The sequence below is a fragment of the Aequorivita soesokkakensis genome (genome assembly GCF_001641085.1).
GTDB lineage: Bacteria > Bacteroidota > Bacteroidia > Flavobacteriales > Flavobacteriaceae > Aequorivita > Aequorivita soesokkakensis.
The window spans coordinates 47,710-63,758 of sequence record NZ_LXIE01000005.1 but is presented as its reverse complement, the minus strand read 5'-3'; the positions used below and the strand labels follow the sequence as shown (position 1 = coordinate 63,758).

Annotated in this window: 12 protein-coding genes; 8 read left to right on the top strand and 4 right to left on the bottom strand. The window is 37.0% G+C overall.

The features are described 5' to 3' along the window. Window positions 1–16: 16 nt before the first annotated feature. The 8 genes from A7A78_RS04240 (at window position 17) to A7A78_RS04205 (ending at window position 12,591) form a co-directional block, all read left to right on the top strand. A complete protein-coding gene (locus A7A78_RS04240; RefSeq protein WP_068761209.1) occupies window positions 17–493 on the top strand; it encodes a DUF305 domain-containing protein in 477 nt (158 codons plus the stop codon). After that, on the top strand, window positions 490–2,997 hold the full coding sequence (locus tag A7A78_RS04235) for a heavy metal translocating P-type ATPase (protein ID WP_068761208.1): 2,508 nt from the start codon (window positions 490–492) through the stop codon (window positions 2,995–2,997). The genes A7A78_RS04240 and A7A78_RS04235 overlap by 4 nt, the downstream gene beginning before the upstream one ends. Window positions 2,998–3,000: 3 nt before the next feature. After that, complete coding sequence (locus A7A78_RS04230) at window positions 3,001–5,235, top strand: TonB-dependent receptor (protein ID WP_068761207.1); 2,235 nt, start codon at window positions 3,001–3,003, stop codon at window positions 5,233–5,235. Window positions 5,236–5,264: 29 nt separating this feature from the next. After that, the gene (locus A7A78_RS04225; protein WP_068761206.1) at window positions 5,265–5,624 is read left to right on the top strand and encodes a heavy-metal-associated domain-containing protein; all 360 of its coding nucleotides are present in this window, start codon (window positions 5,265–5,267) and stop codon (window positions 5,622–5,624) included. A gap of 348 nt (window positions 5,625–5,972) precedes the next feature. Then, window positions 5,973–6,506, top strand: a complete 534-nt coding sequence (locus tag A7A78_RS04220; protein ID WP_068761205.1) for a hypothetical protein — start codon at window positions 5,973–5,975, stop codon at window positions 6,504–6,506. A 397-nt stretch (window positions 6,507–6,903) separates the two neighbouring features. Next, entirely contained in the window at window positions 6,904–10,134 is a 3,231-nt protein-coding gene (locus A7A78_RS04215; RefSeq protein WP_068761204.1) for a SusC/RagA family TonB-linked outer membrane protein, read from the top strand. An 11-nt stretch (window positions 10,135–10,145) separates the two neighbouring features. Next, complete coding sequence (locus A7A78_RS04210; RefSeq protein ID WP_068761203.1) at window positions 10,146–11,609, top strand: SusD/RagB family nutrient-binding outer membrane lipoprotein; 1,464 nt, start codon at window positions 10,146–10,148, stop codon at window positions 11,607–11,609. Window positions 11,610–11,754: 145 nt separating this feature from the next. Continuing rightward, entirely contained in the window at window positions 11,755–12,591 is an 837-nt protein-coding gene (locus A7A78_RS04205) for a zinc-dependent peptidase (RefSeq protein ID WP_094746031.1), read from the top strand. On the opposite strand, the gene A7A78_RS04200 is transcribed toward A7A78_RS04205, so the two are convergent. The 4 genes from A7A78_RS04200 to A7A78_RS04185 all read right to left on the bottom strand — a co-directional run bounded on the left by A7A78_RS04200 (window position 12,572) and on the right by A7A78_RS04185 (window position 16,048). Next, window positions 12,572–13,573 (bottom strand): YpdA family putative bacillithiol disulfide reductase, encoded by a 1,002-nt coding sequence (locus A7A78_RS04200; RefSeq protein WP_068761202.1) that lies wholly within the window; start codon window positions 13,571–13,573, stop codon window positions 12,572–12,574. The two genes, A7A78_RS04205 and A7A78_RS04200, sit on opposite strands and share 20 nt — an antisense overlap. 1 nt (window position 13,574) lies before the next feature. Further along, a complete protein-coding gene (rpe, locus tag A7A78_RS04195) occupies window positions 13,575–14,243 on the bottom strand; it encodes a ribulose-phosphate 3-epimerase (RefSeq protein WP_068761201.1) in 669 nt (222 codons plus the stop codon). Window positions 14,244–14,408: 165 nt separating this feature from the next. Next, window positions 14,409–15,272: a sigma-70 family RNA polymerase sigma factor gene (locus A7A78_RS04190; protein WP_068761200.1), complete on the bottom strand. Its 864-nt coding sequence runs from the start codon at window positions 15,270–15,272 to the stop codon at window positions 14,409–14,411. 128 nt (window positions 15,273–15,400) lie between these two features. Next, window positions 15,401–16,048 (bottom strand): hypothetical protein, encoded by a 648-nt coding sequence (locus A7A78_RS04185; RefSeq protein ID WP_068761199.1) that lies wholly within the window; start codon window positions 16,046–16,048, stop codon window positions 15,401–15,403. Between the last annotated feature and the right edge of the window lies 1 nt (window position 16,049).

The following is a 16,049-nucleotide window of genomic DNA, read 5'->3' as shown; positions in this document are numbered from 1 at the left end:
TTAAAAATTAAAAATTATGGAAAATAATAAAAACACTCACGGAAATCCTTACACAAAATTCGTTTTAATGCTGGCGGCATCTTTTGTGGCAATGTACATAACGATGTATTTAAACACTTATGAAATGGACCATGTCTATTTCAGCCTCACTCGTTTTTATATGACTTGTTTGGGCATATCGGCTATGGCTCTAATCATGTTTTTCTTTATGAGGAAAATGTACAACAACCGAAATAAAAATGTTGCTATTATGTTGGGAAGCATTCTGCTTTTTAGCGGAGCATTATTCCTAGTACGCGCTCAGAAACCTATTGGTGATGTGTTGTGGATGAAAGCGATGATTCCGCATCATTCAATTGCTATATTAACTAGTGAGCGAGCTGACATTAAGGATGCTGAAGTCAAGGAATTGGCCGAAGGAATAATCAAGACTCAAAAGAAAGAGATTAGCCAAATGCAAGAAATGATTAAACGACTAGAGAATCAACAATGATACATACATATAAAATACACGGAATGACCTGCAACGGCTGCCGAGGCCACGTGGAAAAGACTTTAAGTGAAATTGAAGGCGTTTCCAAAGCATCGGTAAACCTCGAAAAAGCCGAAGCTGTCATTGAAATGGAAAAACACATTCCGCTAAAAGTCTTTGAAAAAGCTTTAGCGGATGACGGCGGAAGCTACAGTATTTCCCTTCCCGATGATGTTGAAGCCGCTGAAAAACATCAAAAGAAAAAGGATGAGAAAAGAGCAAATCAAAGTAGCTCTGGCACTTTCTATTGCCCAATGCACTGCGAAGGTGAAAAAACCTATGACAAGCCCGGCGATTGCCCCGTATGCGGAATGGATCTGGTAGAAGAAGCAAAAACTTCAAATAGCTCGGCAACGGAATACACTTGCCCAATGCATCCTGAAATAGTTCGAGATGAACCAGGTTCGTGCCCAATCTGCGGAATGGATTTGGTGCCAAAGGAAGTAAATGAATCTGCCGAAAACAAAACCTATAAAACATTACTTAAAAAGTTTTGGATTGCAGTGGTTTTTACCGTTCCAATCTTTTTAATAGCAATGTCAGAGATGATTCCAAACAATCCATTATACGATTGGATGCCGATGAAATATTGGAATTGGGTACAATTCGGACTCTCATTGCCAGTGGTTTTTTACGCTACCTGGATGTTTTTTGAACGCGCTTATCGTTCCATTAAAACTTGGAATTTAAATATGTTTACCCTCATCGGGATTGGTGCTGGAGTAGCTTGGATTTTCAGTGTTTTCGGGATGCTTTTTCCAGATTTTTTCCCCGCGCAATTCAAAACCGAAATGGGAACCGTACACGTTTATTTTGAAGCAGCAACGGTAATACTAACCTTAGTTTTAATGGGGCAAGTTTTGGAAGCTCGTGCCCATAACCGCACCAACTCCGCAGTAAAGGAATTGTTGAAATTGGCGCCGAACAAAGCAGTTCGGATTGTTGACGGAAAGGAAGAAACCATTGCGATTGATAAAATTGAAGTTGGCGACAAGCTTCGCGTAAAACCGGGCGAGAAAATTCCTGTGGACGGAAGCATAATAGAAGGTGAAAGTTCTATTGACGAATCGATGATTACCGGTGAACCTGTTCCTGTTTCCAAAACGGAGGGAGATAAAGTAAGCTCCGGAACGATAAACGGGAAACAGACTTTTGTGATGAAAGCCGAAAAAGTGGGAAGTGACACTCTGCTTTCACAAATCATTGAAATGGTAAACAAAGCCAGTCGAAGCAGAGCTCCAATTCAAAAATTGGCCGATAAAATTTCGGGATATTTTGTACCGATAGTTGTTCTTATTTCAATAATCACATTTATTGTTTGGGCGGTTTTCGGTCCTGAGCCAAAATATGTATTTGCATTGGTTAATGCAATTGCAGTGTTGATAATTGCCTGTCCGTGCGCTTTGGGCCTTGCTACGCCAATGTCTGTAATGGTTGGAGTAGGGAAGGGCGCTCAAAACGGCGTGCTTATCAAAAATGCAGAAGCGCTCGAAACCTTGAATAAAATTGATGTTTTGATTATTGACAAAACCGGAACTATTACCGAAGGAAAACCTTCCGTTGAAAAAATGGGTTTTTCAGAAAGTTTTTCGGAAGAAGATGTGCTTCAATATATAGTTTCACTTAACCAAAACAGTGAACATCCATTGGCTGATGCTACCGTAAAATACGGAAAGGAGAAAAATTCCGAAGCAATTAATGCTACCGATTTCAATTCGGTTACGGGTAAAGGTGTAACAGGAATTATCAACGGAAAAAAAGTAGCGCTCGGGAACGAAAAGATGATGGAGGAAGCTGGCGCAAATATTTCCGAAAAACTTCAAAAAGAAATTTCCGAAGAACAGCAAAAAGGCAAAACCGTACCTATGCTTTCCGTAGATGGGAAAGTGGTGGGTTATGTTGTGATTGCTGATAAAATAAAACAAACCAGCAAAAAAGCAATTGCCGAACTTCAGGAAAAAGGAATTCAGGTTATAATGCTAACGGGCGATAATCACGATACAGCAAAAGCTGTTGCTTCGGAATTAAACCTTACAGATTTTAAAGCCGAAATGCTTCCGCAGAATAAACTGAAAGAAGTTGAAAAACTGCAAACTGAAGGCAAAAAAGTTGCAATGGCCGGCGACGGAATTAACGATGCGCCCGCTTTGGCACAAAGCGATGTGGGCATAGCAATGGGCACGGGAACTGACGTAGCTATTGAAAGCGCCGGAATAACACTGGTAAAAGGCGATTTGCACGGAATTGTGAAAGCATTTCACCTAAGCGAAAAAGTAATGGGAAACATTAAACAAAACCTGTTTTTCGCTTTGATTTACAACACACTCGGCGTGCCGATTGCCGCTGGAGTGCTCTATCCCTTTTTCGGAATATTATTATCACCAATGATTGCTGCGCTGGCTATGAGTTTCAGTTCGGTTTCAGTTATTACTAATGCGTTGCGATTGCGCGGCACAAAAATTTAAAAAATGAAAAATCTATTATTTGTACTTTTTATACTTCCATTTTGCGTTTTTTCACAGGAAAAAATAACGGGAACGATTACTGAAAATATCAATAACAAAGAAGTTCCGCTGAGTGGTGCAAACGTTTATTGGCTGAACACCCAAGTGGGTACCGTTACCAATTTTGATGGTAATTTTGAACTAAATTATAAGCCGGAATACAAAAAAATGGTCATCAGTTTTGTGGGTTATAAAACCGATACTATTTCGGTGGATTCGCCTAAAAAAATTAGGCACAGTTTGAAGTCTACAGCCAACCTGGATGAAATTACAATTACTGCGCGACAGAAAGCTAGTTCGCGGTCTTTTATCCAATCACAAAATGTAATAAACGTGAGTAGTGCCGAATTGCTAAAAGCAGCTTGTTGTAACCTTGCGGAAAGCTTTGAAACCAATCCTTCCATCGATGTGAATTTTGCCGATGCTATTTCGGGAACGCGGCAAATAAAAATGTTAGGATTGACAAGTCCGTATATTTTGATAACCACTGAAAACGTACCGAGCATCCGTGGCGCTTCGCAGGCTTATGGGTTGAGTTTTATTCCCGGAACTTGGGTTGAAAGTATTCAAATTACCAAAGGTGCGGGAAGTGTGGTTAATGGTTATGAAAGTATTGCAGGGCAAATAAACGCCGAGCTACAAAAACCAATGATGGACGATAAGCTTTTCGTGAACGCATATGGTTCTGGAAATGGACGTTTCGAGTTAAATACCCATTTAAACACGAAACTAAGTGAGCGTTGGAGCACGGGTTTATATATTCATGGAAATATGCGCGAAACGGAGTTCGATAAAAACGATGATTCCTTTTTGGATGCACCTTTAATGCAGCAAATAAACGTGATGAACCGCTGGCAATATACAGATACTGAAAACGGTTATGTTGGGTTTTTCAATGTTCGATATTTGAATGATGAAAAACAAACAGGGCAAACCATTTTCAATCCTAAAGAAGATCGCGGAACCACAAATGCTTGGGGCAGTGAAATAAAAACCCAAAGGGTTGATGTGTCTGGAAATTTTGGTTACGTAAATCCAGATGTGCCTTGGCAAACGGCTGGAGTTCAAATGGCTTTCAGTCACCATGATCAAGAATCTTATTTTGGGCTTAACAATTACAACATTCAGCACAACAGTTTGTATGTGAAATTGCTTTATAATTCAATTATCAGTGATTCTCGCCACAAAATTAAAACTGGTGTGAGCGGAACGTATGACGGTTATAATGAATTGGTTTACACTGAAAATTTTAACCGGGTTGAAAATTCCGTTGGAGCATTTTTTGAATATAATTTTGACAATTTAAATGATTTGAGTTACAGTTTTGGAATTCGCGGGGACGTACACAATACCTTGGGTGCTTTCGTAACACCGCGTTTTCATTTGCGTTACACACCTTGGAACAAATCGGCTATTCGTGTGTCAGCGGGAAGGGGAAAACGCAGCGCGAATATTTTTGCTGAAAACCAAAGTCTTTTTGCCACTTCGCGTAGCTTTAATATTTTAAACAACGGCGGAAATATTTATGGACTAGATCCTGAAATTGCTTGGAATTATGGTATTTCTTATATGCAAGGTTTCAATATCTTCAGTAGAAAGGCAGATATTACGCTCGATTTTTACAGAACAGATTTCGTAAATCAAATTGTTGTGGATTGGGAAAATCCGCAGCAAATAAATTTCTATAATTTGGAGGGCGAAAGTTTTTCGAATAATTTTCAGGCAGAATTCAATTATAATCCTTTTGAGCATTTTGATATGCGATTGGCTTACAAATACTACGATGTAGAAACCACTTATTTAAGCGGAAAAAAGCAAACGCCGTTAACTCCGAACCACCGGTTTTTTGCAAATGCTTCATATGAAACACATCAAACAGCGAAAGGAGGAAACTGGAAATTTGACGCTACTTATAATTATGTGGGCGAGCAGCGCTTTGCTTCTAACGAAAGTTATTTGAATACGATTGGTCTTTCAGAATTTTCGCCTAGCATTTCAACGCTGAATGCGCAGGTTACTAAAGTTTTTTCACCTAATTTTGAAATCTATGTTGGTGGTGAAAATATTACGAATGTAAAACAGCAAAACCCAATAGTGGGAAGTGATAACCCTTTTGGAACAACTTTTGACACAACCTATGTTTACGGGCCTATTTTTGGAAGTTCGTATTACGCAGGCTTACGATACAGAATTAATTAATTTAAACAATAAACTTTAAACTGAAATTTATGAAAAGTATAATTGCAATTTTAGGAATATTTTTGATTAGCGCTACTGGCTTTGCCCAGAATAAAAACGCAAAAGCTTCAATTGAAGTTGATGGCGTATGCGGTATGTGTAAAGAGCGCATTGAAAAAGCCTCCATTCAAGCTAAAGGTGTAAAAATGGCAACTTGGGATGTGAATACACATCAATTGAATTTAATTTACAATGAAGGTAAAACCGATTTAACAAAAATCCAACAAAGTATTGCCGACAGTGGTCACGATACACAAGATATTAAAGCTAAAGATGAGGTATATGAAAGTATAGATCCTTGCTGTAAATATCGCGACCAGCAAGTTGTCGATGATCATAAAGACGATTAATTTTTTTGAGCAAAGGCTATTGTTAAACTTTAGCCAACGAGAGAATAATTTAACAATAGCACTTTCTACCTTTATATTGTTAAATCAAAAAAAATAATTGTTATGCCACAACAACAGCAAAACAAAAAGCCGCAACCTGCAAAAGGCCCACAAGCCAAAAAGCAGGATAACAAAAAGGCTTCGCCAACTGCTCCTAAGAAGAAGTAGTTTTTGGCCGGCTTGTTAAGATAAGCCCAGAGAACCATCCAACTTTAAAATTTGGATGGTTTTTTATTTCAGAAATACCAGAGCTGTGTTTACAATGGATAAATCATTTTATTTATTTTTACTACTTAAATTAACTCTACAATGAAACAAATTTTAGGAATAGGCTCTCGGATTGACCATCCAAAACACGGAAAAGGAGTGGTAACAAATGTTACCGCAAAAATGTATTGGGTAACCTTTATTGAAAATGGACTGGAAACAATAGCCACGGATGATGCTTTTGAAATTATTGAAGCGGCCGAAGATGAGGTTGACACGGTAAGTTTTTATGAAGTTGAAAAAAGCCTTCGCGATATTCTCAAAAAATGGAACGGTTTCAGTGAGATTGTTCCTATAGCTGATAAGTGGAAAGGTGGTGTTATGGTTTTGAATCCTGCAGATAAAAATTTGGCTTCAAAAGAAATTTCTATTGATACTTTTTTCCACAAAATAGTAATGCTTCGCGATAGGCTTCGGGTGATGGAGCAAAAAATAAACGCGAGTAAGGAATTGGCTGAACAGGATAAAATAGACCTTCAACAATATATAACACGTTGCTACGGCAGCCTGACTACTTTTAATGTTCTCTTCAAAAACAATTCACAGCAATTTAAAGGAGAAAGCGCCACTAAATAGTTGTAATAAGACTTTAAATTGAAAAACGTTGATTTTTATCTATTAAATCTATTTTTCCTTAATCATTTAACACTTTAACAACTAGATTGTTCAGTCTGTTAAATTTCGTTAAAAACCATAAAAATTCGATTATTTGGCCTGTTTCTACAATTGTTCATAAAGTGTTTGAAAATAAATAATTTTTTTTTTCAACATTAAACCGATGATATGTTTTTTAGGAGTCTTCCGAAACTATAAGAAAATCAAGGGTTTGTATAAAATTAACATAAAAAAACCCCATATAGCCCGTTTTTTAATTTAACATTTGGTTAAAATTTTAATAATCTACTTTCATTAAAAGTTGGAATTGTAAGATTTTATTGGCACTTTTGATGTGCTAATTCAAACAAACAAAAAAATGAAAACAAAGTTTAGTGGAATTTTAACACTTTTATTAGTGTTGGTTGTGCAGCTCACTTTTGCACAGGAAAAAATGATTTCCGGAGCGGTAACCGATGACACGGGTTTGCCACTTCCAGGAGTTAACATAATTATACAAGGTACAAGCACTGGAACACAGTCTGATTTTGATGGTAACTATACCATTGAGGCTGCTCAAGGGCAAACACTTGTTTATAGTTATGTAGGTTTTGAAACTCAAGAGATTGCTGTTGGGGCTTCAAATAAAATTGATGTTACCTTAAAAGCTGGTTCAGTTTTGGACGAGGTGGTGGTAACTGCACTTGGTGTTTCCCGTGAAAAACAATCATTGGGTTACTCTACGCAACAAGTAGGAGGAGAGGATATCTCTACCGTTAAAGGGAACAACTTTACAAATGCCCTTTCTGGTAAGGTTTCTGGTCTTAACATTAAAAGAAACAACAACTTTGGTGGTTCTACCAACGTAGTTATTAGAGGTAATACCTCTTTAACTGGAGACAACCAAGCCTTGTTCGTTATTGATGGTGTGCCAATTAGTAACAGAAACACAAACGCTGCTGCTCAAGGCCAGGCGTCTGGTAACTATTATGACTATGGTAACGCTGCTGCTGACGTTAACCCAGATGACATTGAATCTATAAACGTATTGAAAGGTGCTGCTGCATCTGCACTTTATGGTTCACGTGCTGCAAACGGGGTTATTATCATTACAACTAAAAAAGGTAAAAAAGCAAAAGGACTTGGAGTTACTATTAACTCAAATGCCACAGTTGGTTTTATAGATAAGAGCACTTTTGCAACTTATCAAAATCAATATGGAGCAGGTTATGGCGCATATTACGGTGGTCCTGATGGATTTTGGTATGAAGAAGATATTAATGGTGATGGTAATACAGATCTTGTTGTTCCTTATACTGAAGATGCTTCTTATGGTGCTCCTTTTGATGGCCGCTTGGTTTACCAATGGGATTCATTCGATCCAGATTCTCCAAACTACAGAACAGCAACTCCTTGGGTTAATGCTAAAAATGGACCAATCACTTTCTTTGAAACTCCAATAAGCTTAACAAACTCCATATCTATTTCAAACGGTTTGGAAAAAGGTTCTTACCGTCTGTCATATACTAAACTTGATCAATCGGGATTAATGCCGAACAGTCAATTGGATAGACATAATTTTATTCTTAGTGGTACTTACGATGTTTCAGATAAATTAACTGCAAGTGGTTTTGCTAATTATATTAAAACTGACGCATTAGGTCGTAACTCTACAGGTTATAATGACAACGTTGTTGGTAATATGAAACAATGGTGGCAAACAAACGTAGATGTTCAACAACAAAGAGACATCTATTTTGCTACAAGAAGAAACGTATCTTGGAACCCAGCAACTTCAGAAGCTGGATCTCCTCCAATTTTCTGGGATAACCCATATTGGACACGTTATGAAAACTATCAAAATGACGGAAGAAGCCGTTTCATCGGTAATTTTGAATTGAATTATGAACTTGCTGGCTGGTTAAACGTAACCGGTAGAGTTTCTACTGATACTTATAATGAGCAACAAGAAGAGCGAAGAGCTGTAGGTTCTGTTGCAACTACATTTGGAGTTTCTAGAGGAAATGTTGATTCTGGTTACCTTAGAAGAGATATTACTGCTACTGAAACAAACTATGATTTGATGTTTAACTTTGATACAGATTTTTCTGAAAGCATCAGCTTTGCAGGTATTTTAGGAACAAACATCAGAAGAAATGAATTTAATTCATTAACATCTTCTACTTCAGGTGGTCTTGTTGTTGCTGGATTGTATTCACTACAAAACAGTGCGTCTCCACTTCCAAACCCAGTTGAACAAGCTGAGAAAATTGGTGTTGATGGTGTTTATGCAAGTGCATCTTTCGGATTTGGAAATGTAGTTTATTTAGATGGTACAATAAGAAGAGATCATTTCTCTACTTTACCTGAAGACAATAGCTCTTTCTACTACCCATCTGTATCTACCAGTTTTGTGTTCAGCAAATTGCTTAATGTAAATGCTATTACTTTTGGTAAATTAAGATTAAACTATGCAGAAGTTGGTAACGGTGCGCCATTCGATAGATTGGTTGATACTTATGTAATCAACGGTGATATAGGTACATCAGTTCCAAGTGTAAGAAATAACCCAGAATTGAAACCTGAGACAACAAAGAGTTATGAAGCAGGTCTTGAAATGAAATTTGCTAATAATAGACTTGGTTTTGATGTAGCTTACTACAAATCAAACTCTATTGACCAAATTGTACAAGTGCCTATTTCAGCTGCTACAGGTTATACAGGTAAGTTGTTAAACGCTGGTGAAATCGAAAACAAAGGTATCGAGGTATCTTTAAACGCTATGCCAGTTAAAAATGACAACTTTACTTGGGGATTGAACATCAACTGGTCTCAAAACAAGAGTGAAGTATTGGAACTTCCAGAAGGAATCGAAACTTTACAATTGGGTAGCTTCCAAGGTGGTGTTACTATCAACGCAGTATTGGGACAGCCTTACGGTGTGATTTACGGTACAGACTATACGTATCTTAATGGTCAAAGAGTTGTTGATCCTGCAAACGGTCAATACATTGCAACTGCTACTTCAAACAATGTAATTGGTGACACTAACCCAGATTGGTTAGCTGGTATTTCAAACACATTGACATATAAGGCACTATCCTTTAGTTTCCTTATTGATATTCAAGAAGGTGGAAGTATTTTCTCACTGGATCAATATTATGGACTTGCAACGGGTCTATATGACAACACAGCATTTACCAATGATCTTGGAAATCCTGTTAGAAATACAATTGCTGATGGTGGTGGTTTCATCAATGAAGGTGTAAACCCTGATGGTTCTGTTAACACTACACGTATCCGTGCAGATCGTTATGGAGCTTTTGGTTATGCAAGAGGTTTACCAAACTCAGCTTTTGTATATGATGCTAGTTATATTAAATTGCGTCAAGTATCCCTTACTTATACAATGCCATCGAAAATGTTAGATAACACTTTTATGACTGGACTTCAGTTTAGTGTTTCAGGTTCTAATCTTTGGATTATTGACAAGAACTTACCATATGCTGATCCTGAATCAGGTTTGAGCTCTGGTAACTTGCAAGGTTACAGTACTGGTGCATTGCCAACTACCCAAGATTATGGGTTTAACATTAAAGCACAATTTTAATACATAGAAAAATGAAGAAACTGATTTTAATTTTAACTGCGGCAGTTATGGCCGTGTCGTGTTCAGACAATCTTGAGGACCTGAACCAAAATATAAAAGACCCAACATCGGTGAGTGGTGAAAGTTTATTTTCATCAGCTCAAAAACAACTTGCCGATCAGGTAGTCACTCCTAACGTTAACCTTAATAACTTAAGGTTATGGACTCAACAGTTACAGGAAACTACCTATGCTGACGAAAGTAACTATGATCAAACTACACGTCCTATTCCGGATAACCACTGGAGAGAAATGTATCGTGATGTTTTAAGAGACTTAAACGAAGCGGCAACTATTATTTCTGCAACAAATAACCCAATCACAAATGATTTAAAGCAAAACAAACTTGCAATCATTGAGGTTCTTTCTGTATATGCATTTAGCAATTTAGTTGAAACTTATGGTGACGTTCCTTATTCTGAAGCATTGGATATTGAAAATCTTTTGCCAAAGTATGATGATGGACTTACTGTATATAAGGACTTAATTTCTCGTTTGACAGCTGCTGTTAACAGTATGAATACTGGAAATGGAAGTTTTGATTCAAACGGAACAGTTGACCTTATGTATAACGGAAACGTTGCAGGATGGAAAAAGTTTGCAAATACCTTGAAACTTAGAATGGGTATTATGCTTGCTGATGTTGATGCTGGTCTTTCACAATCAACTGTTGAATCTGCTGTATCTTCAGGAGTATTTAGTAGCAATGCTGATAATGGTAGCTACCAATACTCTGCTAATGCACCAAACAATAACCCAATGAACAACAACCTGGTGTTAAGCGGACGTAATGATTATGTTGCTGGTGCAACAATTGTTGATATCATGAACGGTTTGGAAGATCCTCGTAGAGCTTCTTACTTTACAACTATTGATGGTGAGTACTTAGGGGGAGAAATAGGAACACCTTCAACTTACTTTAACTTTTCACACGTTGCTGACCGTGTTGTAGATCCAACTGAACCTGGAGTAATTCTTTCATATGTTGAAGCTGAATTTTTGATGGCTGAAGCTGCTGCAAGAGGATATAATGTTGGTGGAAGTGCAGAAAGCCATTATGTGGCTGGTATTACTGCTTCTTTTGCTTATTGGAATGCAGGTGATCCTTCTGCTTACCTAGCTAGCTCTGGTGTTGATTACACTAGCGCATTGGCAAGCAGTACTTCTACTCCAGCTTGGAAACAAGTAATAGGAACACAAGCATATTTAGGTCTTTATAACAGAACATTTGCTTCATACCTAAGTGTTCGTCGTTTGGATTATCCAATTTTGGTTCAACCAACAGATGCTCAATCTGGTTTCCCAGTAAGATATAATTATCCAGTAGGAGAGCAAACACTAAACGGTGCAAACTATGAAGCTGCCGCTAGCGCTATCGGCGGAGACGCTCCAGAAACACAATTGTTCTGGGATAAGTTTTACACTTTTGATTTCTAAAAAAAAGAATTCAATAATACTTTAAATTACAAAAATCCTCGGCAGAAATGCCGGGGATTTTTTTTGCAACCTTTTTTTAATAAAGAAATAAAGCATTAGCTAAAACGTTATACTTAAGCCTTTATAAAACACTTTTACTTTCAATATGTATATTTATTTCCTATCTGAAGCCTATGCTCCTTGGCTTGCTCCTTATGCATACGGGATTGTTTTACTGGGCTTTACTTTTTTTCTATTTAGGATATTCGAAGGTTGGTTCGCTAAAAGTTTCAATAGACCACTTTTTAGGCATTACTTTGTTTATAAGAAATTAATACCCTCCCAAATCAAAATTCTTGAAAACGATTTTGAATTTTATAACAATCTTTCAGAAAAACATAAAAGACAGTTTCAGCATAGAATTGTAGAATTTCTATCAAAAAAGAAATTTATCGGCAGGGGAGAGTTGATCGTTACTGAACAAATCAAAGTTTTAATTGCGGCAATAGCATGTATGCTCAGTTTTGGGCGAAAAAACTATACTTACTCATTAATTGATTTTATTCTTATTTACCCGGCTGAATTTTACAGTACCGTAAATAATAATTTTCATAAGGGCGAATTCAACCCTAAAGAGAGAGCGCTGGTGCTTTCCTGGAAAGATTTTTTGGAAGGTTTTCAAATAAACAATGACAATCTGAATGTGGGAATACACGAGTTTATGCACGCTATGCAATTGGAGGCAAAAAACAGTAGCGATATTGATTCTGCACGTTTCACGAAACAATTTCAGAATATTTTAAAACAATTGACCAAACAGGAAGTAAAAGATCAATTGGACAAAACAAAATATTTTCGTGAATATGCCTTCACCAACCAATATGAATTTATGGCCGTTTTGGCTGAATATTTTTTTGAATCACCACAGGATTTTAAAACAATTTTTCCAAAACTGTATGATTATACAAAGAAGTTGCTAAACTTTAATTTCGCGGGATATTAATTTTTTTTGAAATATTCTCAGCAATAATTTTGGAATGGATTCGGGAGTTTTCAATAAACCATTTGTGTGTTTCCATCCCCCCACATATAACACCCGCCAAATAAACACCTTCAACATTTGTCTCCATAGTTTCTGGATCGTAGCTCGGAAATAATTTTCCATCAGCTGAAAATTTAATCCCCATTTTTTTAAGAAAATCAAAATCTGGCTGATACCCAGTAAGCGCAATCACAAAATTATTTTGTAAAATTTCTGTGCCTTTTGGAGTATTTATAAAAACTTCGTTTTCGGTAACTTTTTCTATTTCAGAATTAAAATATGCTTTAATACTTCCTTCTTCAATTCTATTTTCAATATCGGGTTTTACCCAATATTTTACACGTTCACCAATTTCCGGTCCGCGAACAACCATAGTTACTTCACCGCCTTTTCGCCATATTTCTAACGCAGCATCTACTGCTGAATTACTAGCGCCAACAACAACAACTTTTTGCAATATAAATGGATGGGCCTCTTTGTAGTAATGTGTCACCTTCTGTAATTCTTCCCCTGGAACGTCCAGTGTTTTTGGGATGTCATAAAAACCAGTACTTACAATTATATTTTTGGCTTGGTAATTATTTTTTTCTGAAACAATTTTAAAATATGTTCCATTTTTTTCAACGGAAAGAATTCTTTCGAATAAATTAATTTGAAGTTCATTTGAAGTTGCAACACGCCGATAATATTCCAAAGCCTCATTTCTGGTAGGTTTGGGATTATTACTAATAAAAGGAATTTCATCAATCTCCAATTTTTCCGAAGTGGAAAAAAAATTCATATTTAGCGGATAGTTATAGAGCGAATTGGTGAGTGTCCCTTTTTCAACTACAACGTAATTAAGCCTTTTCTTTTTGCATTCCAATGCACAAGCTATGCCTATTGGGCCAGCACCAACTATTAAAACATCAAATAAATTTTCAGAAGAGGAAACAGTGGGCATTTTACAGTACTATAGTACTATTTTTTTTTAAATCTTTAATTGTTTGTGTTGGATTGCTCGCCCCAAAAACATAACTGCCTGCCACCAAAACATCGGCGCCGGCATCAACCAATTGTTTAGCGTTTTTATTGGTCACACCGCCGTCTATTTCAATTTTAGTTTTTGCACCATTTGCTTCAATTATTTTTCGGAGCTGCTTTACCTTTTTATAAGTATTCTCAATAAAACTTTGTCCGCCAAAACCTGGATTTACACTCATCATGCAAACCAAATCAATATCATTGATGATATCTTCCAAAAGAGAAACGTTGGTGTGCGGATTTATAGCAACACCTGCCTGCATTCCTTCTGCCTTTATTCCTTGGAGCGTACGGTGAAGATGTGTGCAAGCCTCAAAATGAACTGAAAGTACATTTGCTCCCAAATCTGCAAACGCTTTAATATATCGGTCGGGATCAATGATCATCAAATGTACGTCTAATGGTTTTTTGGCGTGAGCAGCAATGCTTTTTATTACCGGCATGCCGAAAGATATGTTTGGAACAAAAACACCGTCCATTACATCAAGATGAAACCAATCGGCCTCACTGTTATTTACCATTTCAATATCGCGTTGTAGGTTAGCAAAATCTGCTGCAAGAATGGATGGGGCTATAATTGTGTGGCTCATTTTAAAAATGTTTTTGCAAAAATATGAATTATTGAACTGGTATTAATTTTTTATGGAATGAAAAATCCCCGGTAATCAGCCGAGGATTCATTCATCAATCAAAAAACGAACAGTATTTTTTCAGACTGGCTGAAAAACTGATACTGTAAGTTATCTTTATGGGCATTATCCCAAATAGGTCATTAATATTTTACTTCTTGAAGTGTGTTTCAATCTTCTAATTGCCTTCTCTTTAATCTGACGAACACGTTCGCGGGTAAGATCAAAGGTTTCGCCAATTTCTTCCAAAGTCATTGGATGCTGGTCACCCAAGCCGAAGTACAAACGAATAACGTCAGCTTCACGTGGCGTTAATGTTTCCAAAGCACGCTCAATTTCTGTTCTAAGCGATTCGTGCAACAAAGCGCGATCTGGGTTTGGGCTTTCGCCGCTTCGCAAAACGTCATAAAGATTACTGTCTTCGCCTTCAACAAGCGGAGCATCCATCGATACGTGACGGCCAGAGTTTTTCATGGACTCTTTTACGTCGTTGATGGTCATATCCAGCTCTTTTGCAATTTCTTCAGCGGAAGGCGGGCGCTCATTGGCTTGTTCCAAATAAGCGTACATTTTGTTGATTTTGTTGATGCTTCCAATTTTATTTAAAGGAAGTCGTACAATACGCGATTGCTCAGCCAAAGCTTGAAGAATAGACTGACGGATCCACCAAACAGCATACGAAATAAATTTAAAACCACGCGTTTCATCAAAACGTTGTGCAGCTTTAATAAGGCCAAGGTTTCCTTCATTAATAAGATCGGGAAGGGTAAGCCCTTGGTTTTGATATTGCTTTGCCACCGAAACGACGAAACGAAGGTTAGCTTTGGTCAATTTTTCCAAAGCGCGCTGGTCACCCGCTTTTATGCGTTGTGCCAATTCTACTTCTTCGTCTGCGGTGATTAAGTCAACTTTTCCAATTTCTTGAAGGTACTTGTCTAATGAAGCAGTTTCCCTGTTGGTTACCTGCTTGGTAATTTTAAGTTGTCTCATTTAAGGTTTGTCCTGTAGATTAAGGTTTAAAACTTGTGTACTTTATTATACGTAAGAAACGCAGAAAAGGTTACAAAAGTTTTAATTTTTTTAAGATTTTGCTAATTCAAGCTACAGAAAGCAGAACCTTAATCTAGAGGACCTTCATCTTTTTTAGAAACAGTTGAATCTAAAGATTTGTAGTGTTCTAAAATTAAACTATCAATTTCGTCTTTGTTTTTTGTTACAATCTGCTTTCCATCCTTGCTATTATAGTAATAGTAATTTTTGGTAACAGTAAAATTTTCATCCGTGCTTTTATGCTTAGATTTATTTTTTATTGATTTGTTTTCAGCAGCTACAGATTGCGCTGAAGCATTTTTATCTAAAGGATTTCCTGCCTCACTTGATTCTCTATTCTCTTCGGGAAGAATTATTCTCGTAAGTTTTTCTTCACCTGTATTTTTAATAGTTTGCGAATTTTCTGTTGAAATTTCTACAGTATTTTCGCCGTTTTCATTTTCAGAGATTGTGTTGGACTGTTCGTTTAAAGGAACAGTATTTTGATGTTTGGACAAACTGGAACTAAAAAACATTTCATTGCCAAACAATAGAAGCAGCCCCAGTAAAACAGAAATTCCACCGCTCACAAGCCAATATAAAAAAAGTCTTTTTTTTCTGCGTTTTTCTTCATCCAAAGAAGCGTTTATTTTCTCCCAAAGACTTGTGTTGGGAATCTTTTTTGCGTGGTTCAGCTTGTTTTCAAAAAGCTGCCCTATGTCTTTCTTTTGTCCCATT

Bases quoted from the DNA above. Each gene is read 5' to 3' on its own strand.
- A7A78_RS04240 (WP_068761209.1), top strand. From the start codon at position 17: ATGGAAAATAATAAAAACACTCACGGAAATCCTTACACAAAATTCGTT.
- A7A78_RS04235 (WP_068761208.1), top strand. From the start codon at position 490: ATGATACATACATATAAAATACACGGAATGACCTGCAACGGCTGCCGA.
- A7A78_RS04230 (WP_068761207.1), top strand. From the start codon at position 3,001: ATGAAAAATCTATTATTTGTACTTTTTATACTTCCATTTTGCGTTTTT.
- A7A78_RS04225 (WP_068761206.1), top strand. From the start codon at position 5,265: ATGAAAAGTATAATTGCAATTTTAGGAATATTTTTGATTAGCGCTACT.
- A7A78_RS04220 (WP_068761205.1), top strand. From the start codon at position 5,973: ATGAAACAAATTTTAGGAATAGGCTCTCGGATTGACCATCCAAAACAC.
- A7A78_RS04215 (WP_068761204.1), top strand. From the start codon at position 6,904: ATGAAAACAAAGTTTAGTGGAATTTTAACACTTTTATTAGTGTTGGTT.
- A7A78_RS04210 (WP_068761203.1), top strand. From the start codon at position 10,146: ATGAAGAAACTGATTTTAATTTTAACTGCGGCAGTTATGGCCGTGTCG.
- A7A78_RS04205 (WP_094746031.1), top strand. From the start codon at position 11,755: ATGTATATTTATTTCCTATCTGAAGCCTATGCTCCTTGGCTTGCTCCT.
- A7A78_RS04200 (WP_068761202.1), bottom strand. From the start codon at position 13,573: ATGCCCACTGTTTCCTCTTCTGAAAATTTATTTGATGTTTTAATAGTT.
- rpe (WP_068761201.1), bottom strand. From the start codon at position 14,243: ATGAGCCACACAATTATAGCCCCATCCATTCTTGCAGCAGATTTTGCT.
- A7A78_RS04190 (WP_068761200.1), bottom strand. From the start codon at position 15,272: ATGAGACAACTTAAAATTACCAAGCAGGTAACCAACAGGGAAACTGCT.
- A7A78_RS04185 (WP_068761199.1), bottom strand. From the start codon at position 16,048: ATGGGACAAAAGAAAGACATAGGGCAGCTTTTTGAAAACAAGCTGAAC.